This is a genomic window from Sphingobium sp. CECT 9361 (assembly GCF_918741285.1).
In the GTDB taxonomy this organism is placed as follows: Bacteria; Pseudomonadota; Alphaproteobacteria; order Sphingomonadales; family Sphingomonadaceae; genus Sphingobium.
The window spans coordinates 290,769-311,424 of sequence record NZ_CAKKNC010000002.1 but is presented as its reverse complement, the minus strand read 5'-3'; the positions used below and the strand labels follow the sequence as shown (position 1 = coordinate 311,424).

Genomic DNA, 20,656 nt, shown 5'->3' with positions numbered 1-20,656 from the left:
TCGCTGCTCCCGCCTCCGCCGCAGCGATGGCTTCGGCCGTGATCTGGTCGGGCGTGATCGGCAGATGGGGTGACATGGACGGAGTGTGGACCGATCCGGTTACCGCACAGGTCATGATGACTTTTTTCGTTTTACGCATTACACTCTCCTAGGCTTTCAGTTGAGTTTGGCGCGAAGGCCCACAGCGCACCTCCACCATGTGACATCGCCGCTGCCACTGCGAACAGCACGCGCTGCCGGAGCTCGCTTGCCGGTTCGGGTAAGAACTTATCCATTCCGGCGATCTCTAATTGAACATCTGCAGATCGGTGGCTCGTTCGCCCACGAACGGGTTGCGGCCATGACCGATCTGGAGGTTATCGAGTATCATCACGTCGCCTTGTTGCCACTTCCAGTAAACTGTTGCGTCATCGACGAGGCGCGCTAAGGCCAATTCCTCTTCCGGGTTGAGAGGCTCGCCGTTGCCCAGCACCATGGCGCTTGGGATTTTCTGCGAAGCCAGCAGTTGCTTGGCTTCCTCATCGTGTTCCATGTCAGCCTTGGTGCGGGCGTTGGTGTGGAGGGCGGTGCGATAGACCTCCTTTCCGGTGGTCGGGTGAACGACGAAGGCGGGCAGACGGCTGAACACGGTCAGGCTGCCGTCGTCATGCCAGTGCGGTTCCATGCCGCGGTGGCGACAGACCTCGTCGACTTCCTCCCGCGAATCTGTGTAAAACGCGAATTCCCACCCGCGGCGGTCCATCAGCCGCGTTTCGACGTTTGAGCCGCTTGGTGGGGCGAAGTTGCGGATTACCAGCACGCCGTGCTGTTCCAGCTTCTTGCGGATCGGCACGGGTAACAGGCGGGTTACCTTCGCCATGTCCGCGATGATCGTTTCCCCGCCGGTCTCCGCCACCTTTCGCGCAAAAAAGGCGATGCGCGGCGGATAGTCCCGGACGTAAAACATCTCCTGGTGGATGTAGATGGTCTGGTCGCCGGTGCGCTGCGTGGCTTCGTACACGCCCTTGTCCAGAGAACGGCGCGCCGCCGCGCCGCCCTGATAGTTGCCGTCGAAAACCGGGAACTTGGCGCCAAGCCTGCCGAAATCGGCGGAGGTCTGCAACGGAAACCCGCGCAGCACGATTACGCCGTGCTCCTCGATCAGGCGGTCGAGGGTCGGACGGTTCTCGCCAACCCAATCGGATGCGTCCTCCACGTTCGCGAATGCCCCGGGCTTCGCCTCGAGGAACAGGGGTGGCAACCCTTCCCCGGACACCAGACCCACCGCCTTCGTGGCGATGCTGGACGGCAGCGAAACAGTTCCGCGTTCTTTCACATAACTTACCAATTAGGACCTCCTCGGATTGGCCATCAAGCGTCGACTACGGCGCCAGACCGCTCGAGCATCCGCCGAACCGCCTCCCATTGCAGTTTCGCCGACGCTTCGATGACGTGGGGTGGGACCAGATTGCGAGTAGCCTGGAAGTGGGAGCTGTTTAGCACCATTGCATTTTCCGCGCCGCCCGACAGTGTATCGACCTGAATGCGGCAGGCAGTTTCCAGCCGGAAAATGTTCGAAAAGGCCTGAGCGATCGAGCTGCCGCAGACCATAAGGCCGTGGTTACGCAGGATCATCAGATCGGTGTCACCCATGTCGTCGATGATCGACTGGCGCTCGTCGAAATCGAGCGCGGGCGCCTGGAAGTCGTGATAGCTGACCTCGCCGAGAATGACCGAATGCTGCGACAGCGGGAGCAATCCGCATTTCATCGCCGAAACCGCGATGCCCGCCCTGGTATGGGTGTGAATCACCACTTCCACGTCATGACGAACGGAATGAATAGCACCGTGGATGACGTAGCCGGTGGCGTTCAGGGGGAACCCGCCTGCCGGTTCCATGATGACCTTGCCATCCATATCGATCTTGTAGAGGTTTGACGCGGTGATCTCGTCATACATCAGGCCATAGGCGTTCAGCAGCATGTGCTCCGGCTCTCCGGGTACGCGCGCGGTGATGTGGTTCGCGATGAGTTCGGTCATTCCAAAATGGTGGAGTGCCCGGTAGAGCGCGGCCAGTTCGACGCGGGTGTGCCACTCGGCTTCGCTGACTTTCTGCCGAACCCGATCCCTTGCTGATGATGCGGCACTACTCAACTTGGCCTCCTCGGGGTGAGTCCCCTCCACACACCTGGCCGGACTTTCGGTGCGCGCCGCGCACCTAGCTTTGCCGGACGGGATACCTGCACAGTTCTATCCCGTGCTTCGTTCATCGCGTCGGCTGCGCCAACGGTTCCTGAAACCGTTCCTTCGGTATGACGAAGATAAACAGGATCGCTGCCAGCGCGACCACTCCGCACAGGACGAGGAGCGCCGCCGAATAGCTTCCGGTGACGACTCTGAATCGGCCAATCGCGATCGGTGTTATCACCGACCCGAGTGCGCCCATGGAAGTCAGCAGCGCCATTCCGGCGGGCCGCAGGTTGGGGGCCATGAAGCTGGAGAATATTCCCGGCAGCAACGTGCCGCTGGAGTATGTGCACGACATGACGATCCCCGACAGCAGCACGACCAAGGTCGGGCTAGGAGGCAAGGTGGCCAGCAACAGCACGGCCGATGCGCCCACTGCAAGAGTGCCGAAGTAATGCCAGCGCCGCTCCCGGACCTTGTCCGAGTGGCGCGCAAAGAAGAACATCGCGACGATGGTGAGGAGCGGAGGCACCGCTGCCATGAATCCGATGTTGGCAACCGATTTCATCCCCGCTTCGCGCAGGAGCAGGGGTGTCCAATAAGCAGAGTTGATGAGGGCGTAGGTAGACATAATGGCGAAGGCGAGAGCGTAGAATGGCGGGTCGCGAAGGAGGCCAAGGTAGCCGCCGTGCCCGGACGATGACCGCGCCGCCTCATCGACCGAAAAGTCGTCCGCGATGGCTGCCTTCTCCGTGGGGCTCAGCCAGCGAGCGTCACACGGCCGGTCGGTGAGCACGAACATCACGGCAATGCCAAGCAGGATCGCGGGGAGCCCCTCCAGCAGGAACATCCATTGCCAACCATACAGGCCTCCGACACCTTCCATGCCGACCATGATCCCTCCGGATAGCGGAGACCCGATCGCACTGGCGGCCGGCGAGCCCATCATGAACAGCGCGGTGATGCGAGCCCGGTACCCGGATGGGAACCACATCGTGATGTATAATAGAATCCCCGGATAGAAGCCCGCTTCGAACAGCCCCAACAGAAATCGCACCGCGTAGAATTGCGCTGGAGTGGTCACGAACATGGTGGCGCAGGACATCGCACCCCATAAGGTCATGATGCGCAGCAGCGTCTTGCGCAGCCCAATCCGGGATAGCAGGAGATTGCTGGGTACTTCGGCCAGAACGTAACCGACATAGAACAGGCCAAGGCCGATGCCGAACACCTCAGCGGAGAAACCAAGGTCCTTCTCCAGCCGCAACTGCGCCATGCTGATGTTGGTGCGGTCTATTGCGTTGACGATGTAGCAAATAAGTATGAACGGCATGAGCCGCAGCGCGACACGCCGGTACAATTTCGGCCGGTCGATCAATTCGATCTGATCGGACGGAATGCCAGCGCTCGACAAAGGGTCAGTTGCAGTTGACAGCATTTTTGGTCCCTTGTGCGAACATCAGAAACTCAGCGTCGCCCCTATGGCGTAGTAGCGTCCAAGGATGTCGTACAACTGCGAATTGGTGGACCTGTAAGGGCCGGTTGTTGCAACTGGCGTGATCCGCGGCTGCTGGTTGAACAGGTTGTTCACCGTCGCGTAGAGCTTCATCCGACCGACCCCCCCGGCCACCTCCTGCGACAGGGAGATGTCGGTATACCAGGTCGCAGGGACCTTGTTGGCATCGCCCAGGACGGTGGGCGCCAAGGTCGCGTCGATCAGGCCGCTGCCAATATAACGCTCTTGCATGCCGACACTCAACCCACCGTTCGACTTGTAACTGATCGACATGTACCCCTGCCACTTGGGTGCACCCTGGACACCAAGGTCGCCGGCTCGATTGATAACCGGCGAGTTGGGAAGCTGGGTCTGGAGGTCGTGCAGGTAGCTCACGAGAGCCTTCACTTGCAGATTACCCGGTCCAACTGCCCGCGAGTAGTCGACTTCAACATCCACGCCGCTGGTGCGCAGAGAGGCCAGGTTGAGTGTCGGAGTTAGCACCGTCACCTGGTTATTGACATCCAGGCTAATCAGATCGCAGGCATACTGTGCACCCAAAGTGCACAGGTCGCCGGTCTGTGTCGCGCTCAACTGGGCCATCGCGTCCCGAACCTTGATGCGGTAGTAATCAACAGAAACCCCCAGGCCCGGCAGCCAGCTTGGGCGATAGACGACGCCCGCCGTGAGAGTGTCGGCCTTTTCTGGAAGCAAGTCCCGGTTTCCCGACCTGATTGCCAGCCCGGACCGTTGGACACCCAGATATGTTACGGAAGCCTGCAGGAGTTGCCGGCCTGAGAAAAGCTCTCCGATGTTGGCCGCCCTGATGTCTCGCGAAACCGTTCCGCGCAGCCGCAGATCAGCGAAAGGCTCGTACGTGGCGCCGGCCTTCCACGTCGTGACGGTTCCAACAGTGCTGTACCGGATCAGACGGATAGCGCCGTTCAACGAGAGCAGGTACCCGAACGGCGAGTCCTTGAAAATTGGTACGCTGGCTTCGGCGAAACCCTCTAGCACGTTATATGAGCCTTGGAAGGCGGCCGGCGCACTGAACACCCAGCCTCCCGGAAAACCGCGCGAATAATTCGCCGGCATGCCCCGCAACCCCGCCGTCGATACTACGGAAGCGCTGAGCCCATCGATCATCTGACGTGCGTCTTCCCTGCGGTATTCGACCCCTGCAGCCACATCGACCGCGCCAGCGGGTAGGGTAACGGCCGGACCGCGGACGGAGAGCGATGCGACGTCCTGCTTCAGGCGAAAGTCAAGCTCGGACGTGCCGAACGCCCATGCCCTGGCTTCCGGCGAAATCGGATTGCCCCCGAGAATGTTGAAGGGCACGCAACCGGGGTCGAAACCAGACAGGGTGGATCGGCAGACAATATTGCCGGAAACGGGGTCGCGAACGGCATCCAGCGACGCGAACAGGTTTCGAATGTTGCCCACATCGCGATTCAGAACTTTGTAGCGATTCTCGCCATGCATTCCGTAGGCCGAAACAGACCATCCACTGCCGATATCCCAATCGAAGCCACCAACGAACCGATAGGTTCGTGAGCGCGTATCGATGGTCATGAACGGCGTGCTACCGGCGATATTTGACACCGTGATGCTGCCTGCATTTCCGAACAACGCGCTCTCGATGGCTGGATTGACGTAGGGATTTCCACGAAAGATCGTTGCTGCGTTATTGAAAACCGAGGCTTGCTGGTTCGGCAGATATGGGTAACCAATGTCGGCCTGGGAGAACAAGGCTTCGCCGAAGACCTTCACGTCGCCAAGGTCGAAATCAGCATGAGTGAACGCCGAGTAGCGCTTGACGCTCGCCATCAGCGAGGATTGGAAGACGAAGCCGTCCCCACCCGCCTGCATGAGGTTGGTGCGGTTCGTGCCAAAGTTGTAAGGCGTGACCGTGCCGTCCGGCAGGAAGCGATTGCCCGCGAGCGGCCCTGTGTTGATCAACCCGCCCGCAGCTGCTGTGTAGAGCGACGGATAGACAATTGTCCTGGTCGGGCTGGCGAGTCCGGTCGGGCCCTGTCCATATGGAAAGTCCGAGATCGGCCTTCCCGTGGGATCGCGTCCCAGGCCATCCGACTGGTAGTATTCGAGGCTGGCAACGATATGGCCGCCACCGCCGAAACTGGCTCCTCCCGTAAGAGCGGCCCGAGTCGTCGCAGCATCTGCGTATTTGGACAGACCCTTCTGCACATTCAGCCTGACCCCTTTGAACTTGGTGTCCAAGCGGAAATTTACGACGCCGGCCACGGCATCCGAACCATAGGCAGCCGAGGCGCCGCCGGTGACGATGTCCACCGAGCGGATCAGATCCTGGGGGATCAAACTGATATCTGTCGCACCGCCCGACGTAGCAGCAACCATTCGGCGCCCATCGATCAGAACCAGGGTACGTTCCTTGCCAAGACCGCGCAGATTAAGAAAGGACCCGCCATTGTCCCTGCTGGATGAACCTGTCCCATTGGCGGGGCTGGATGATCCCTTGAACATAGGCAGTTGGTTCAGCGCGTCGCTCACCTGCTGAGGGCTCGCCGTCCGTAACTGATCGGCGGATACGACAACTAATGGCGTGGGAGCCGTCATACCCGAACGCAGGCGCGTACCGGTAACGACAATCTCACCATTTGCGTTGGATTGGGCCTCGGACGAAGGGATTTCCTGTTCCGTGGGTAGCGTCGCGTCAGCTTTGGTTGGCTGGAACAAGGTTTCAGCGAGGACATCGGTCGGCAGCGCAAGAAACACAAAAGCGGACACTCCGCTCAGCAGAGCATTGGAAAACCTCATACTACCTCTCCAGAGCTTTCCCATTTCCAGCTATTACTGTCCATTATTGGGAATTATGTTCTGTATATCGGGATGGTTATTAAGCGTCAATCAATTCGTTCCGGGATTGCCAGCCTCGACTGAGGGCGAGCGACCTGCGATTGTCGCGCAACGTGTAATTCTCGTAGGTCCCGCCCCGTGTCCTCTCCGCAAGCGGGAACTGTGTTGCATCAGTTAAACGGCGGCCCCCTCCGGGGGGAGATGCTCTGCTGATACCTTCTGGAGTGGGGCTGCCTAAAAGGTAAAGGCGCTAGAACGCGAAGTCCGAGACCTGCGGTAGGCCAACGAGATTCTGCGCAAGGCGTCCGCATATTTTGCGTAGGAGGAGCTCGACCGCCCGGTCGGCGATGATCGCGGTTATCGACGATCACCGGATGCCTATGGGGGCGAACCGATCTGCCGCGTCCTGCCGATCGCCCCATCTACTTACCACAAGCGCGTTAAGCCGCGACAGGGTCCGGCTCGTCTACCTTGAGCGCCGGGACTTCAGTGACGCGCAACCCAGCGCCGTACGCTACCGATAATGCCGCTTGGTGCTTCAGGCATGTAGTAGCGTTCAGCAGCTTCACCTCGTCAATGCTCAGCACCACAGGAAGCTTGCGGGCATGTCCGGTGCGCACCAGTTTGCGAGCGAGTTCCGGTCGGTCGAGTGTGTGCGTGAAAAAGAACCGCAACGCCGACACAATCATGGTCATCGTCGGCGTCGGGACCCCAACATCCTGCTGGCCGATCTGGAAACGGCGTACATCTTCAGCAGTCGCTGTAGGGGGCTAGCGCCCCAGGAATGTCGCTAAGCGTCCAACCTCGCAGATATAGTTGCGCTGCGTCTCGTGCGAAAACCGGTGCACTGTCATATCGTCAACGAGGCGTTGACGAAGCGGGCTGATTGCAACACCTGATACAAGGTTATTCATCTCAAAGCTTCTGTGTCAAAGGAACTTCAAGGCACCATGCGGGTAACAATCCCTTTGTCAGAAGTTGTCGCGCCGCAAATGCCCATAGTCGGTCGTTTGTTCGATCCCCACGCGCTCCCGAAACCGGCCGTTCAAATCGCGCCTCATTCCATCGGACTCGCCTATAATGAGGGTAACCCAATCCGGGCGTCGGCGACACAACAGTAAACAGCGCCGGTCGCCTACAACAGACTGAGCCGCCAATCTCCGTGCGACGATGTGTTAATTACGACGCGCGCGTATCGGAATTCCCTTCAACCCTTGCCGCATGAGAACATCCTTGCTTAAATCAATACGAGCGGAACAGGCTGCACTGGGTATGTACGTCCACTCGTTCGCGGGCGGCTGGCTTTCCCATCCCCTGTGGCGGTCGCGGCTTCTCATATCGTCGAACGAAGAACTCGAACGTATCCGCTCCAGCAGTTCCGAGATCGTCATCGATACGGCCAAGGGGTGCGACGTGGCGACCGCCCGACCGATCCAGACACCGATTAGCCCTCGTTCCACGCGCGCTTCCGGGCGGTTTGGCCGGGCGGATCAGGCGCGAGCGACCGAACTCGCGCAGCGATCCAAGGCCGTCGTCAACGCGATGTTTGCCGACTGCCGGCTCGGCAAGGGCGTGCCCACCAACGATATCTTGGCGGTAGTCGACGACATTGCAGACTCGCTCAACAACATAGCCGCCTTCATCAGCGTCACGCGCCTGAAAGCGCAGGACGACCAGACCTATACAAACTCCGTCGCCGTCTGTGCCTTGATGATCAGCCTTGCCCGCGAGCTCGGTTATCCTGCCGCCGCCGTGCGCGACCTCGGGATGGCGGGGTTGCTCCACGACGTCGGCAAGTCGACGATCTCCCAGGACATCTTGCTCAAGGCCGGACCGTTGAACGAGGCGGAGACGATTGAAATGCGTCGCCATCCGACTCAGGGCTACGACATTCTCGCGGCTACCACCGGGTTGCCGCCGGTGGCGCTGGACGTCTGCCTGCACCATCATGAGCGTCTCGACGGCTTAGGATATCCGTTCGGCCTGAAAGCCGAAGCAATCAGTACCGCGACACGAATGGCCAGCATTTGCGACGTCTACGATGCCATCACGTCGATCCGCCCCTATGCCCCCGGCAAATCCCCCCTGGAAGCCGTCACGGAGATGGAGACCGCGGAAGGACATTTCGATCGCGCGTTGTTGTTCCAGTTCATGGGCAGCATCGGCGTCTATCCAGCGGGCAAGCTTGTCCGAATCTTGGGTGATCGCCTCGCGGTCACGCTACCGCACAACCATAACGGCATCGGTCCGGTCTTTCGCACCTTCTATTCGACCGTCGATACGCGCTTCCTCCGCCACCAGGACGTCATACTAACTGAGGACCTTGCCGACGGAACCACGGTTATCGCAGAAGATCCGGGCAGCTGGTTTTCCGAACCTTGGGCAACCATGGCGGCGCGCATCATGGCGGGCGATCGCTCTGTATGAACAACGTGGCACGCATGCGATGTAGTGCTTCTGTAATGGGCCTTTGTCCGTCCAGTCCCGCGGAATGATTATCTCGTCCCCGGGATCATGCTTCTGTCCGTGGTCAGTTCGCGCACGCCACGGCGACCAGAGATTGAGGTGTCCGGCACCGCTGCCAAACACTCCCTCTTCATCTCATCGACCATGCTGAGCACGCGAAACCGCCTGCCTGACGCCATCTGGTCGTGAACAAAGTCCAGGCTCCAGCGCTGGTTCGGCAGCGCCACCACCGGAGCAGATGCTCTGGTCCCACAGCCCGCCTGCGACTGCGTCGCCGTCTGACTGCAAGCCCTTCCTCACGATCTTGCAAATGTCTGCGGTTTGGAATAATCAAATTCCCTTGAATAGAAATACATTCCGAATAACAGAATTATAATCCTTCGGCGGATGTTGATGGTACAGGCTGTCTCTTAAGAGTGAGCTTGATTTCAAAAGGCCAGGCTCCGGTTTGCAGGCAGATGCACGAAGCGGCAAAACTTAGAATAAAAAACACGGGAGAGGACAGACATGACTTCAGCAACAAGCAAGCGGAAGGTATTGAGCGCACTCATGCTGAGCGGCGCATGGCTGACGCCGAGCGCATATGCGCAGACGACGTCGGTCGCGTCCACCCAAAGCGAGCAAGTATCCCAAAGCGATCCTGGCGAAATCGTGGTCACCGGTTCGCGGTTGAGCACGGCGGCGTCGGCGCCATCGCCCGTGACCGAAGCGTCGGCAGAACAGCTCCAGAATGCCTCGTCAAAGCTGATCTCTGAGTCGTTGAATCAGCTTCCGGCCTTCCGCAACTCGTCCACCGGATCCTCGAACACGACGTCCCCCGCGCGCGACAATGGCGCCAGCTTCCTCAACCTGCGCGGCCTTGGCAAAGAGCGCACTCTCGTGCTGCTCGATGGCCGCCGCTTCGTCTCCTCCAGCGTTTCTGGGATACCAGACATCAATCTGATTCCCCAGGACTTGGTCCAGCGCGTCGAGGTGGTAACCGGCGGCGCATCGGCCACTTATGGTTCGGATGCAGTTGCCGGCGTAGTCAACTTCATCCTGGACAAGAAGTTCACTGGCGTCCGTGCGAGCGCGCAGGCCGGCGTGTCCGATTACGGTGACGGAGCGCTCCGCAAACTGACGCTCACTGCCGGTAGTCGCATCGGCGATAGCGGCAACATTATCGCCAGCTTTGAATACTTCAACCAGGACCCGATCGGCATTGTCTCAGGACGACGCGTGTTGGAGGAACGCTGGGCCATCGCGCCCACCGGCCTCGTTTCGCCGCGACTGACAGTCGCTGGCCCCGTGGGCATTTTCGCGTCAAACGGAGGTTCGATCGTAAGCGGGCCGCTGGCCGGCAACCGCTTTCTGCCCGGTGGTGGAGTCACCAGCTATAACTTCGGCACGAATCGGACCGCTGCTAGCCAGATCGGCGGTGACGCTGCCAACCTCGATAACGCCGTCGCCTTTGGTGTCGAGCGCAAGACCGCCTTCCTGCGTCCGCAATTCGAAATCGGTGACGTCACGGTTTATGCTGAAGGGCTGTTTGCCGAAGCGAAGTCGGATGTCCAACTTACACACTCCTTCAACGGGCTGACCCCGACCGCCTTTACCATTTTTCGTGACAACGCGTTCCTATCTCCGGCGGCCCAAGCCCTGATGGACAACGCCGGCGTCTCGTCGTTTCCGATGACGCGGGTCAGTGCCGAATTACCCCAGAGTCTTTCGACGAAGAGCACGACGTACCGAGGCATCGTGGGCGCGGACTGGAACGTCAGCGACAGGTGGAAGGTCAGCGCATACTACATGCATGGCGAGAACGACTACCGCAGCAGCACTCACACAACGCTCCGCCGAAATCTCTTCGCGGCGGTCGATGCTGTCGTCAATCCGGCCAACGGTCAGATCGTCTGCCGGTCGACCTTGGCGGGTCTCGACCCAGGCTGTGTGCCGTTGAACCTTTTCGGCGTCGGGGCCCCTTCCGCAGCCGCGGTGCAATATGTGCAGGGCGCGGCTGTTTCCACGACGAAGCTGAAGCAAGACGTTGCCTCGGTCATCGCGACCGGATCCCTGTTCACGCTTCCCGCTGGCGACGTGAAAATCGCCATGGGCGGTGAATATCGTCGCGAAGCAGGCAGCGTGATCGATGATCCGTTTCAAGACGCGACCATGAACGGCACCGGGCTGCGTGGTGTGCCTCCCAGCCTCGTCGCGCCGGGCGCGACCTCCTATTACCTGTTCAACAGCTATCCCGGCCTTCAGGGCAAGTACGACATCCGCGAGGGCTTTGGCGAACTCGAGATTCCGTTGCTGAAGGACGCCCCCCTTGCTCGTTCGCTTTCGGTCAACGGTGCGATCCGCTATGTGGATTACAGCACGGTTGGCGCGGTCACGACGTGGAAGGTCGGCGGAAGCTGGGAGCCGTTCAGCGATCTTCGTATCCGCACAACGCGGTCGCGTGATATTCGCGCCGCCAATCTGGGCGAACTCTTCACGCCCTCCTTCGAATCGATCGCCACGGTGAATTACCAGGGCGTCGTCCAGCCCGCGCGCCTGTTTCGCAGCGGCAACCCGGCGCTGAAGCCTGAAAAGGCCGACACGTTGACAGTCGGCATGGTCTATCGACCGTCGTGGCTCCGTGGATTCACGGCGACTGTCGACTACTACGACATCAAGATCAAAGACGGCATCACTCTGCCTGCCACGCAGACCCTGATCGATGCCTGCGCGGCCGGTTCCGCCACCGCATGCGCGAACGTACTCCCGCAGCCGGGTGGCGCGTCGATCATCATCAGAACGCCGTTCCTCAACCTTGCTTCGGCACGCGCACGCGGGGTCGACGCCGAAGTCAACTACCGGCACCCGGTGGGAGCCAGCGCCCTCAGTCTGAGGGCGCTCGTCAGCTATCTCGACGAAAACTCGACACAAATTCCGGGTGCGACAAAGATCGACCGGGCGGGCGACGTTGGCTTTGCCGGATTGCCACACTGGTCGGGCAACCTCCAGCTTAGTTACGACAACGATGACGTTTCGCTGTTCGTGCAGGAACGCTATATCGGAGGCGGCAAGATCGACAACACGCTTGAAGGCGCGCTCGACAACAACCGGGTCGGCAGCGTTTTCTACACTGATGTCACCGCCCGGCTCAAGGTGGCTTCGGGAAGTCGACGTTTCGAGCTCATCGCAACGGTTAACAACCTGTTCAATCGCGAACCGCCAGTCGCACCAAGCGCACCTTTCGGCATTTATTATTCGACCAACAAGGCGCTTTATGACGTGATTGGCAGGTATGTCTCTGTCGGCGTCCGTGTCCGGCTTTAATCAGGAGGTGGCAGAGCGCTTTTCGTCGCGCAGCAAGAAATCGAGGGCTGTTGATGCGGATAATGCCGTCAACCGCATGGGACGACGCATCTGCCTAACTGACGCATGTCGGATACCCGGACCCGCCTGCGTCGGCGAGATTCTAGGCCGAAGATAGTTTGGACGCTTTGGTGCCACTGACGTGACCCCCAGCTTTCCCACAGCTGGGCTTGGAGCCGAACCGCGTTGTTGCGCATGAGCGCGGTTGAAGCAATGGGCTGCATATAACCCTCGGGATTCCGAAGCTGCCTTTCCGGAGTGTCCGACTTTTCGGACGTTGAGAAAACAGCGACCGCACATTGCCCTATGTCCGCTTCCGGGGAATGGAAAAGCGACCGAGAAAGACATAAAATGGGTAGTATGCCCCGGCAGCTTCGAGATTGCAGATATTCTCGGATGGTCGCCCAATGAAGTAGGTCGCAGTCGAAAGGTCTGTGTTGACCAGAATGCAACAATCGTGGCAGTAGGCCGACGTATCGCAAGAGGCGTAAACCGGATTGTAAACCGGACTGACTTAGGCGATCTGAAATGACTGATTAAAACCAGTTCGCGGGTGTAGCTCAATGGCAGAGCAGAAGCTTCCCAAGCTTACGACGAGGGTTCGATTCCCTTCACCCGCTCCAATTCTCGATCTCAGAACATCCCCGATAGCTTTACAACCCGCGGAAATCTGCGGTATTTTAATGGTCATCCGGCTCGAGAAATCTCGCTTCATGCCATGGAAGCCCAGGCAGAAGTGGGGCCTTTTCTAAAAAAAGCGTGCCGGAAAATGCACGAGGCCCCAAGGGTGGGGGCCTCGCCATGAAAGGCCTGAACTATGTCATTGAGTGATATAGCAATTCGTCGAGCTAAGACGCGTGATAAGCCCTACAAACTCCATGATGAGCTGGGACTCTTTCTGGTGATCTCCCCATCTGGTTCCCGCGAATGAAGTTTCGTCGCAGCGGCGCGGAAAAGAAACTGAGCTTTGGCTCGTACCCGCAGGTAACCTTGCGGGACGCCCGCAAAATGCGCGATGAAGCCTGCGACCTGCTCGCGGAGGGCAAGGACTTTTGCATCAGTACTGGTCGGTGCGAGCATGTGCAGATGCTCCAACGTCAGCTTTAATCCTTCGTTTATGCTTGAGGGGCGAGCAATGCTCAAACGGACCGAGCTAGGCATTTCCTCAATCGGGTCGATCAAAACGCGGCTGTAAAGCGGATGATCGGGCGAGACTGGCACCGGCGTGTCGGGAGAATAGCGGAGTCCGAACCCGACCGCCACGAGCGGGATCTCATTCGACACATTGGAATGAGGGAAAATACCGAGCATAATAGCGAGTAAAGCTGTCATGCAATCCGCCATATTGCCAAATCGCAAACCGTCCGTTGAACAACATAATTAAAGGCGCGAAACGTCTCCTTCTAGCTCCGATCTCAAAGGCTCGAGCGTCGATTTCTGGTCGAACGCAGAATTTGAGGCTCGCGCCCGCCACTTGATCATTCGCCCCAACGCTCTGATTGGCCCATCAGCCTGACGTCAGAGCCAGTTTGAAGCGCGCGCCCTGGTTGGAGTGCGCCAAACCCAGAGTGCCACCATGCGCTTCAGCGAGGGATCGGGCAATGGACAGGCCCATACCTGTTCCGCCCTTATGGCGCTTGCTTGTGAAAAACGGTTCAAAGATCCTTGCGCGGTCCGCCTCGGAGATGCCATCGCCGTCATCCTCGAATGCTATCGTCATCTGCCCGTCCATATACCGGATGTAGATCAGTACCTTCGTCGCGCCAGCTTGTTTGCTGTTCTCGACCAGAGTGGCGGCAATCCTTTCAAGACTTATGTGGTCGATCAGGGCGCCTGAGCGGGGGCTCGCGGCCTGCACCTGTACAACGAAGGAGGGCGATCGATAGCTATCCGCGATCTTGGCCAAGACAGGCATCACATCAATACGCTCGGTGCCATTCGGCAGCTGCATATCTGCCTTGGCAAGCTCCATCATGCGGCGCACGAGCCGGGAAAGCCGATCGGCATCGACCGCCATGTTCCCCAGAAATTTCTGCCTGTCGGCGTCGGACATCGTGTCGGCATGATCCTCTAGCAATTCGATAGCACCACTTATGCTCGCCAGCGGCGTCTTGAACTCGTGACTGAGTGCCGCTGCGAAGTCGCGGAGATAGCGGGAGCGTTGCGCAATGGCTTCGGCCATTTTTTCAAAGTCGTCATAGAGTACACGGACTTCGACGACTTGCAGCGACGGTCGCTGCAGCGTGATGGCACGTCCGGTCGCCATCGTGTGTGTAGCCCGGCTGAGATTTTCAATCGGGCGAACAATGGCGCGCGCAAGGATCGCCGAAATAAGCACGAGTGTGCCGAAGATGACGATGACGCCCAGTGCGATCTTGCCACGATCCTCATACATGCCCTTGAACAACGCACGCGGAGACCGTGAGACCAGCACCGCGCCCACTACCTGTCCATTTACACGGATCGGGCGGGCATGATGGAGACGCAGACTGACGCTCGGCTTAGCCATTCGAGCGGATAGGTTTGCCGATAGCTGGCATTATCGCGAAAAACCGTTGTAGCCTTTCCACGAAGAGCTGCCGCGACTTCGGGGGCATGGATGAGACTGCCTCCCATTCCATAGCCGTTGAGGATAATGGCGTTGCGGTCGAGCAGCTGGATCGATGCCAGCGTGACAGCTTTGGTTTGGGTGATAACGGGCTTGAGCCTTTGAAGAACCCCTGCGGCACCTTGGTCGATCGGCATTCTGGCACGGACTGGCGCTGGGCGCTCCGGCAGGACCGTAGCACTCTGGAGATCGACTTCTGTGACCGGTTCCTCAAACCGAACACTACTCGGAGTCGGCTGTTCGATTGCACCGGGCCAGATGATCGAAGCGCTAGCGGCAAGCGCAGTGCTTTGCGCGATAAGCTCCGCCTCCGTTCGCCTGACCAACGCGTTCTCGTACACGCGCAGGAAGACCGCACCTAAGTCACGGCGGCTGCCGTTTTTCTGAACGTGGCAGACCCAGCTTTTTGCGCCGCTGGCTTGAATGACCAGGAAAAAGCCATCGCCATCGCCATGTCGTCCTGGCCGCGTGGCCGCCTTTACCGAGGTCGCAGAGAGCTTTCCCATCGCTCCTAATCTCCCACATTTCCCACATTTCCAATCGGTCACCGGCGGACGAGCGGGGATGGGAGCGGACGCGAATCACACTCAAAACCGCAGAAAAGCTGGCCTTTTGTGAATTGCGGTGGATGCAGGAAAACAGAGTATTGGCGGGCCGTGCCCGATGATGACGAGCACTATGTCTACGCCATAACACTCTAACGTCGCATTTCTTCCAGTGCGCACCATTTACTGGCTCGTGTAGTTGGTCACGAAATCGGGGCCTGCAGCTGCCCGGCCCCTCGGGTGACTGGGCCCATGCCAACGTTAGTGGCCCGGATGAAGGAGGTGAGCCGTCGCCCTAGGGGCAGTGGCCAGTACGCGTTCAGATCGCGATCTGGTTATGACGACGGTCCCTTTCGAGATTCTCATAGAATGCCATGAGCATGTCCCGACTGCGGACCAACCGTTCGATTTTTGCATTCATGGTGTCCATCTCCTGGCGGAGAACCCCTTGCAACTCATCGCATGGCTCGAAGGCAGAGCGGTCTTCGCGCAGGCAGGGCATCAGTTCACGTATGACCGGAAGCGTCAGGCCAGCGGCGTTCAACAGTTTGATGCGCTCGACAATATCGGCGTCCGCTGGGCCATAGTCCCGATAGCCGCTGTCCCTGCGTGCCGGGGAGAGCAGCCCTTCAGCCTCGTAGTAGCGCAGCATCCTTATACTGACGCCCGTCCGTCGTGCCAGATCACCGACCTTCATTGTTGCCTCTTGACTCTAACACCGCTGTCAGACTCTACACACTTCAGCTCCTTGAGGACATACGCACTGGAGCAACGAAATGACCGATCTCAATGGACTGACCTTGGCGCAGATTGACGGCCATCTGGCGACCGTCGCTGATCTTACGCCGCTTGCCTTTGCCGGTTTTGCCCACTTCACGGCGATGCAGGTGCGCAAGGGCCGGGTCCGAGGCCTTGACCTTCACATGCAGCGCCTGCGTCGCGCGTCGCTGGCGCTGTTTGATGCGGATATTCCGGACGATCTTGTGCGATTGCGGCTCCGCAGCGCTATCGCGGCAGCAGGCGGTGATGCGCTATCATTGACGGTGACGGTCTTCACGCAGAGCGGTGAGTTCACGCCGGCAACCGAAGCGAACGATCTGTCGCTCCTGGTCCGCACCGCGCCTGCCTCCAATGGACCGGCGGGGCCACTCAGGCTCGCCGTGGTCCAGCATGAGCGCGCGCTACCAGGCTTCAAGCACACCGGAGAGACTGCAAAGACGTATTATTTGCGCGATGCGAGGAAGCGCGGCTTTGACGACGCGATTTTTCTGGATCGGCACGGGTGCCTGAGCGAGGCGACGATCTGGAACGTCGCGTACTTGGATGGCTCAGCGGTCATCTGGCCGATTGCCGAGGTGCTGACCGGCATCACCATGGGGATCCTGCAGCGCCAGCTCAAGACGCTGGGCGTGCCACAACGGGAGCTGGCGGTTACCCCCGATATGGTCGGCGGGTTCTCTGGTGCCGTGGTGATGAACTGGACGCCGGGGGTCTCGATCGATGCAATCGCAGGGACCGCAATCCCAGCCGCTCCGCAGTTCGTGGAACTCTTGCACACAGCGTATCTGCGCGAGCCAGAAGTCGAAATCTGACAGCTCCGGCCTCTTCTTGCGACTGATGTGCTTGCGAGATAGGCTAGCCGGCTGACGAGCAAGAACTCTCCGGGCGGCTGACGCCGGTATTCGAACATGTAGCACGTGAGGTGATCGGCGGCGTTCGCGTCTCCGTCGCCCACAACATCGCGCCATAGGGCGCAATCGGCGGTGTATGGCGGAGAGGCAGGGATTCGAACCCTGGGTACCCTCGCGGGCACGCCGCATTTCGAGTGCGGTGCATTCGACCACTCTGCCACCTCTCCGCGAGGTTTCCGGAGGGACCAGCCGATGCTGTTCCCTTGCCCCGGAACGGGTCGAGGGGCGGGCATTAGCGAATGAAAAGCGCTTTGCCAAGAGCAGGTTTTGCCATTTTTCTTGTGTGACCGAAAGGTGACCCTACATAGGCTATATGAAGAACACGACTCCCCTTGGCGCCCGCGCAGCGCGCAACGCACCCCCGATCATGCATGCCCGTTTCAGCATCGGCGATGTCGTCCAGCATCGTCTGTTCGGTTTTCGCGGCGTGATATTCGATGTGGATCCGGTGTTCGCCAACACGGAGGAATGGTATGATGCCATTCCTGAGGACATCCGCCCGGATCGCGATCAGCCATTTTATCATCTTCTCGCCGAAAATGGCGAGGCGAGCTATGTTGCGTATGTCAGCCAGCAGAATATCGTTATGGACGACAGCCAAGAGCCCATCGACCATCCGGCGATCTCAGGCATTTTCGGCGATTTCGTTGCTGGTAAATATAGCCTGCGCGCGGTGCACCGGCATTAAGGCTTAGCAGCGCGGCTCAGGCTTTAAGTTTCCAACCTGTACGCAACAACCGATACGTCGCTGCGCCGAAAACGACGTTCAGCACGAGCAGAACGACGCTCCCGACCGCTATGTCCGTATCCGCCGCCGCCAGAAATCCATAGCGGAAGCCAGAGATGATATAGAAGAACGGGTTAGCGTGGCTGATGACCTGAAAAGCCGGCAACAGGCGGTCGATCGAATAGAATGTGCCCGACAGCAAAGTCAGCGGTGCGATAAGGAAATTGGTGACTGCGGCGGCATGGTCGAACTTTTCCGCCCAGATCGATGTCATAACGCCCATGAAAGCCAACAGGCTGGCGCCGAGCAACCCGAACCAGAGTATCGCCCAAAGATGCACCGGCGTGACATGGACGCCGGGCCATAGTGCCATGGCCAGCCACACCGCGAAACCCAGCATGCAGGCGCGCGTAACCGACGATGCCACCAGCGCGAACAGGAGCTCCCCCGTTGAAATAGGCGGCATCAAATAATCAATCAGCGTTCCCTGAATCTTGCCGACCAACAGGGAAAAGCTGCTGTTCGCGAAGGACGCATTCAGCATTCCCATAACGATAAGCCCCGGCGCAATGAAATCGGCGAACGGCACGCCCAGCACGGTGCGGTTGCCGCCACCCAGCGCCACCGTGAAGATCACAAGATACAGCAATGTCGTGACCGACGGCGCCCATACCGTCTGCAACTGCACCTTCATGAAGCGGCGCACCTCTTTGAGATACAGCGCTTTCGTACCCGGCCAATTGACGTTGCGAATGACGGTTATACCCGGCTCGACACGGATTGATGACGTTATGAGGGGGGCATTGGCAACGGAGTCGCCATTTTGGGACTGGTTGTTCATCGCTGGATCGCCTATCGGGTGCGGCTTGACGCCGCAAGGCCTGTTTTGGTGAATTGAAGGAAGCGCTCGCGCTCCCCATATGTTGGCCAACACGATATTATAGCAAGGAGTGTCTATTGTCCTGGACCGACGAGCGCATCGACCAACTTAAAGCGATGTGGGAAAAAGGTATGACTGCAAGCCAGATCGCCGAGGAACTCGGCGGTGTGAGCCGTAATGCGGTCATCGGGAAAGCACATCGCCTTGGCCTGCAGTCGCGGCCTTCGCCCGTCAAGGCGAACGACGCTGCGCGCAAAAAGCCGGTCGTGAAGAAGCCTGAAGTGAAGCCTGCCGAAGCACCGGTTGCGGCCGCACCTGCGGCTCCTGCCCCGGCGCCTGTCATGACGGTCAAGCCCGTTGCAGCCGAACCGGTTGAAAGCATCGAGGACGACACGCCTGCACCGCCTCCGCCGCCCCGCATCGTGTCGGTCGGCCCCGGCGGGTTCTTGCGCCAAGGCCCCGGCGATCAGCAGGCACCGATCCCGCCTGCCCCGCCCCGCCGCCTTGTTCCGGCCAAGCCCAGCGCGGAGATCGCTGATAAGACATCCTTGCTCGATTTGACCGAGCGGATTTGCAAATGGCCAATGGGTCACCCGGGTGAACCGGATTTCCACTTTTGCGGTGAAAAGGTGAACCCAGGCTTCCCTTATTGCGTCGAGCATTGCGGTCGGGCCTATCAGGCACAGCTTCCCCGTGGCACGCGCCGTCCGCCTCCGCCCCTACCGTTCGGCGGGCCTCGCGTTCGCTAAAACCTCCAACTGCAAAAAAAGACCGCCCCAAACGAGGCGGTCTTTTTTTTGGGATCGTGATGCCATGAGAAGGGGCACCGTTTCCGGCAGCCCTTCTCTATGTCCGCTATACGATCAGAAGCGGAAGCTGGCGGTTGCCTGCACGCTATGATTTTCAAAACGATCGCTGGTGCGCTGAATGTCGGTGGAACCGGCAGTCTGCGTGGGGTTCACGAACGGATTGGTGAGCGAAGGCGGCGTGCCTTGACCCGCGTTCACGGTGTAGCCGCTGTCGTTAAAGCGGGTATATTTGTAGAGGACGCCAACCGAGAAGTTCCGCGAAACCTTCTGCTCGATGCCGCCACCGGCTGTCCAACCCCAATCCTTGTCGGTACGGTTTTCTTCGGTGAAGCTGTTGAAGCCATTAGTGGTCGTAAAGCTGTTCTTGATCTTGCCATAGGCGAGACCGCCCGTGCCATAGAGCAAGGTGTTGGTCGGCAGGATGTACCCTGCACGAAGGCGCGCTGCGCCGTCCCAGTCCAGCTTGCGCGTGAACACATAGTTCGCGGGCGTCGTGCTGTAACCCGACACGCTGTTGCTGAAGTTGCTCTTGCCACCTTCGACGACCGCACCGACCAGGAAGTTCCCCATTTGCATGTCGTAACCGGCGTGGACCTTCCACGCAGTACGCTTGTCCTTGTCGCTACCGCAGCTTACCGGCAGTGAGTTGCCCGCGACGCCGCGGCAAAAGCCCGGTGAGAATGCGTTGCCACCGGTGGCCGTACGCACGGTATCGCCATAGGTGCCGTCCAGATTGGTATCGAACGCCAGGGTCTCCTGCGTGTCGCGGTCGAAATTCGGCTGCCAGCCCAATCCCAGCGACCCACCGATATACGGGCCAGTCCAGTTCCGCGCAGCATCGTCCGACTGCGCGAAGGCAGGCGTGGCCGCAGCCATGGCAAGTGCGCCAAGGGAAATGGTCATCAAAGTCTTCATAAAACTGTCCTTTTTCAGCGTTCCTTTGGGGGGTAGGAACGCGACAGATACGAATGGCGTTGATGCTTGGTTTCATTAACCTACGATAAACGGGGCAGACTGTTGCATCGCAGCAACAGACCGCTGGAACCCAGTTGATCCCGCCCCTTGCTTAGGCCAAGGCGCACGCCCTAT

At 59.4% G+C, this 20,656-nt stretch carries 17 protein-coding genes, 2 tRNA genes, 2 pseudogenes and 1 other annotated feature; of the genes and pseudogenes, 8 read left to right on the top strand and 13 right to left on the bottom strand.

Going from position 1 to position 20,656, the window contains the following annotated elements:
- The 5 genes from LQ220_RS06640 to LQ220_RS06620 form a co-directional block, all read right to left on the bottom strand.
- The coding region (locus LQ220_RS06640; RefSeq protein WP_230187533.1) for a 3-keto-5-aminohexanoate cleavage protein at positions 1-139 on the bottom strand (139 nt) is incomplete at its 3' end.
- A gap of 147 nt (positions 140-286) precedes the next feature.
- Complete coding sequence (locus LQ220_RS06635; RefSeq protein ID WP_230187508.1) at positions 287-1,327, bottom strand: TauD/TfdA family dioxygenase; 1,041 nt, start codon at positions 1,325-1,327, stop codon at positions 287-289.
- A 23-nt stretch (positions 1,328-1,350) separates the two neighbouring features.
- The gene (locus LQ220_RS06630; protein ID WP_230187507.1) at positions 1,351-2,133 is read right to left on the bottom strand and encodes a class II aldolase/adducin family protein; all 783 of its coding nucleotides are present in this window, start codon (positions 2,131-2,133) and stop codon (positions 1,351-1,353) included.
- Positions 2,134-2,245: 112 nt separating this feature from the next.
- Positions 2,246-3,604, bottom strand: a complete 1,359-nt coding sequence (locus tag LQ220_RS06625; RefSeq protein WP_230187506.1) for an MFS transporter — start codon at positions 3,602-3,604, stop codon at positions 2,246-2,248.
- A gap of 21 nt (positions 3,605-3,625) precedes the next feature.
- Entirely contained in the window at positions 3,626-6,460 is a 2,835-nt protein-coding gene (locus LQ220_RS06620) for a TonB-dependent receptor (protein WP_230187505.1), read from the bottom strand.
- Positions 6,461-6,737: 277 nt separating this feature from the next.
- Between LQ220_RS06620 and LQ220_RS06615 the strand changes: the two are divergent.
- A pseudogene (locus LQ220_RS06615) lies at positions 6,738-6,935 on the top strand (IS3 family transposase); the annotation flags it as partial.
- Positions 6,806-6,920 (top strand) — a sequence feature (AL1L pseudoknot). (Overlaps the previous pseudogene by 115 nt.)
- 4 nt (positions 6,936-6,939) lie before the next feature.
- Here LQ220_RS06615 and LQ220_RS06610 read toward each other — a convergent pair.
- On the bottom strand, positions 6,940-7,194 hold the full coding sequence (locus LQ220_RS06610) for a hypothetical protein (RefSeq protein WP_230187504.1): 255 nt from the start codon (positions 7,192-7,194) through the stop codon (positions 6,940-6,942).
- A gap of 538 nt (positions 7,195-7,732) precedes the next feature.
- On the opposite strand from LQ220_RS06610, the gene LQ220_RS06605 reads away from it, so the two are divergent.
- The gene (locus tag LQ220_RS06605) at positions 7,733-8,926 is read left to right on the top strand and encodes an HD-GYP domain-containing protein (protein ID WP_230187503.1); all 1,194 of its coding nucleotides are present in this window, start codon (positions 7,733-7,735) and stop codon (positions 8,924-8,926) included.
- Between the two features lie 101 nt (positions 8,927-9,027).
- Here the strand turns inward: LQ220_RS06605 and LQ220_RS06600 are convergent.
- A pseudogene (locus tag LQ220_RS06600) lies at positions 9,028-9,266 on the bottom strand (IS3 family transposase); the annotation flags it as partial.
- 206 nt (positions 9,267-9,472) lie between these two features.
- On the opposite strand from LQ220_RS06600, the gene LQ220_RS06595 reads away from it, so the two are divergent.
- The 3 genes from LQ220_RS06595 (at position 9,473) to LQ220_RS06585 (ending at position 13,414) form a co-directional block, all read left to right on the top strand.
- Positions 9,473-12,268, top strand: a complete 2,796-nt coding sequence (locus LQ220_RS06595; RefSeq protein ID WP_230187502.1) for a TonB-dependent receptor — start codon at positions 9,473-9,475, stop codon at positions 12,266-12,268.
- 588 nt (positions 12,269-12,856) lie between these two features.
- Positions 12,857-12,930, top strand: a tRNA-Gly gene (locus LQ220_RS06590).
- Positions 12,931-13,234: 304 nt separating this feature from the next.
- Entirely contained in the window at positions 13,235-13,414 is a 180-nt protein-coding gene (locus tag LQ220_RS06585) for an Arm DNA-binding domain-containing protein (RefSeq protein ID WP_230187501.1), read from the top strand.
- Positions 13,415-13,814: 400 nt separating this feature from the next.
- Here LQ220_RS06585 and LQ220_RS06580 read toward each other — a convergent pair whose 3' ends face one another.
- From LQ220_RS06580 to LQ220_RS06570, 3 genes are all read right to left on the bottom strand, one after another.
- Entirely contained in the window at positions 13,815-14,816 is a 1,002-nt protein-coding gene (locus tag LQ220_RS06580; protein ID WP_230187500.1) for a HAMP domain-containing sensor histidine kinase, read from the bottom strand.
- Entirely contained in the window at positions 14,762-15,421 is a 660-nt protein-coding gene (locus tag LQ220_RS06575) for an Arm DNA-binding domain-containing protein (protein WP_230187499.1), read from the bottom strand. Before LQ220_RS06575 ends, LQ220_RS06580 begins: the two co-directional genes overlap by 55 nt.
- Positions 15,422-15,779: 358 nt before the next feature.
- Positions 15,780-16,157, bottom strand: a complete 378-nt coding sequence (locus LQ220_RS06570; protein ID WP_230187498.1) for a MerR family transcriptional regulator — start codon at positions 16,155-16,157, stop codon at positions 15,780-15,782.
- A 79-nt stretch (positions 16,158-16,236) separates the two neighbouring features.
- Here LQ220_RS06570 and LQ220_RS06565 point away from each other — a divergent pair, with 79 nt between their 5' ends.
- Positions 16,237-17,052: an aminotransferase class IV family protein gene (locus LQ220_RS06565; protein WP_230187497.1), complete on the top strand. Its 816-nt coding sequence runs from the start codon at positions 16,237-16,239 to the stop codon at positions 17,050-17,052.
- A 176-nt stretch (positions 17,053-17,228) separates the two neighbouring features.
- Here LQ220_RS06565 and LQ220_RS06560 read toward each other — a convergent pair.
- A tRNA-Ser gene (locus LQ220_RS06560) sits at positions 17,229-17,318 on the bottom strand.
- Positions 17,319-17,464: 146 nt separating this feature from the next.
- Here LQ220_RS06560 and hspQ point away from each other — a divergent pair.
- A complete protein-coding gene (hspQ, locus tag LQ220_RS06555) occupies positions 17,465-17,839 on the top strand; it encodes a heat shock protein HspQ (protein ID WP_230187496.1) in 375 nt (124 codons plus the stop codon).
- A gap of 16 nt (positions 17,840-17,855) precedes the next feature.
- On the opposite strand, the gene LQ220_RS06550 is transcribed toward hspQ, so the two are convergent.
- Positions 17,856-18,719, bottom strand: coding sequence for an ABC transporter permease (locus LQ220_RS06550; protein ID WP_230187495.1), 864 nt, complete (start codon positions 18,717-18,719; stop codon positions 17,856-17,858).
- A gap of 116 nt (positions 18,720-18,835) precedes the next feature.
- On the opposite strand from LQ220_RS06550, the gene LQ220_RS06545 reads away from it, so the two are divergent.
- A complete protein-coding gene (locus LQ220_RS06545; protein WP_230187494.1) occupies positions 18,836-19,507 on the top strand; it encodes a GcrA family cell cycle regulator in 672 nt (223 codons plus the stop codon).
- A gap of 114 nt (positions 19,508-19,621) precedes the next feature.
- On the opposite strand, the gene LQ220_RS06540 is transcribed toward LQ220_RS06545, so the two are convergent.
- Complete coding sequence (locus tag LQ220_RS06540) at positions 19,622-20,482, bottom strand: outer membrane beta-barrel protein (protein WP_230187493.1); 861 nt, start codon at positions 20,480-20,482, stop codon at positions 19,622-19,624.
- Positions 20,483-20,656 lie beyond the last annotated feature (174 nt).

Excerpts from the sequence above, each read along its gene's own strand:
- LQ220_RS06625 (WP_230187506.1), bottom strand. The coding sequence starts at position 3,604 with ATGCTGTCAACTGCAACTGACCCTTTGTCGAGCGCTGGCATTCCGTCC.
- LQ220_RS06620 (WP_230187505.1), bottom strand. The coding sequence starts at position 6,460 with ATGAGGTTTTCCAATGCTCTGCTGAGCGGAGTGTCCGCTTTTGTGTTT.
- LQ220_RS06610 (WP_230187504.1), bottom strand. The coding sequence starts at position 7,194 with ATGACCATGATTGTGTCGGCGTTGCGGTTCTTTTTCACGCACACACTC.
- LQ220_RS06595 (WP_230187502.1), top strand. The coding sequence starts at position 9,473 with ATGACTTCAGCAACAAGCAAGCGGAAGGTATTGAGCGCACTCATGCTG.
- LQ220_RS06585 (WP_230187501.1), top strand. The coding sequence starts at position 13,235 with ATGAAGTTTCGTCGCAGCGGCGCGGAAAAGAAACTGAGCTTTGGCTCG.
- LQ220_RS06580 (WP_230187500.1), bottom strand. The coding sequence starts at position 14,816 with ATGGCTAAGCCGAGCGTCAGTCTGCGTCTCCATCATGCCCGCCCGATC.
- LQ220_RS06575 (WP_230187499.1), bottom strand. The coding sequence starts at position 15,421 with ATGGGAAAGCTCTCTGCGACCTCGGTAAAGGCGGCCACGCGGCCAGGA.
- LQ220_RS06570 (WP_230187498.1), bottom strand. The coding sequence starts at position 16,157 with ATGAAGGTCGGTGATCTGGCACGACGGACGGGCGTCAGTATAAGGATG.
- LQ220_RS06565 (WP_230187497.1), top strand. The coding sequence starts at position 16,237 with ATGACCGATCTCAATGGACTGACCTTGGCGCAGATTGACGGCCATCTG.
- hspQ (WP_230187496.1), top strand. The coding sequence starts at position 17,465 with ATGAAGAACACGACTCCCCTTGGCGCCCGCGCAGCGCGCAACGCACCC.
- LQ220_RS06550 (WP_230187495.1), bottom strand. The coding sequence starts at position 18,719 with ATGAACAACCAGTCCCAAAATGGCGACTCCGTTGCCAATGCCCCCCTC.
- LQ220_RS06540 (WP_230187493.1), bottom strand. The coding sequence starts at position 20,482 with ATGAAGACTTTGATGACCATTTCCCTTGGCGCACTTGCCATGGCTGCG.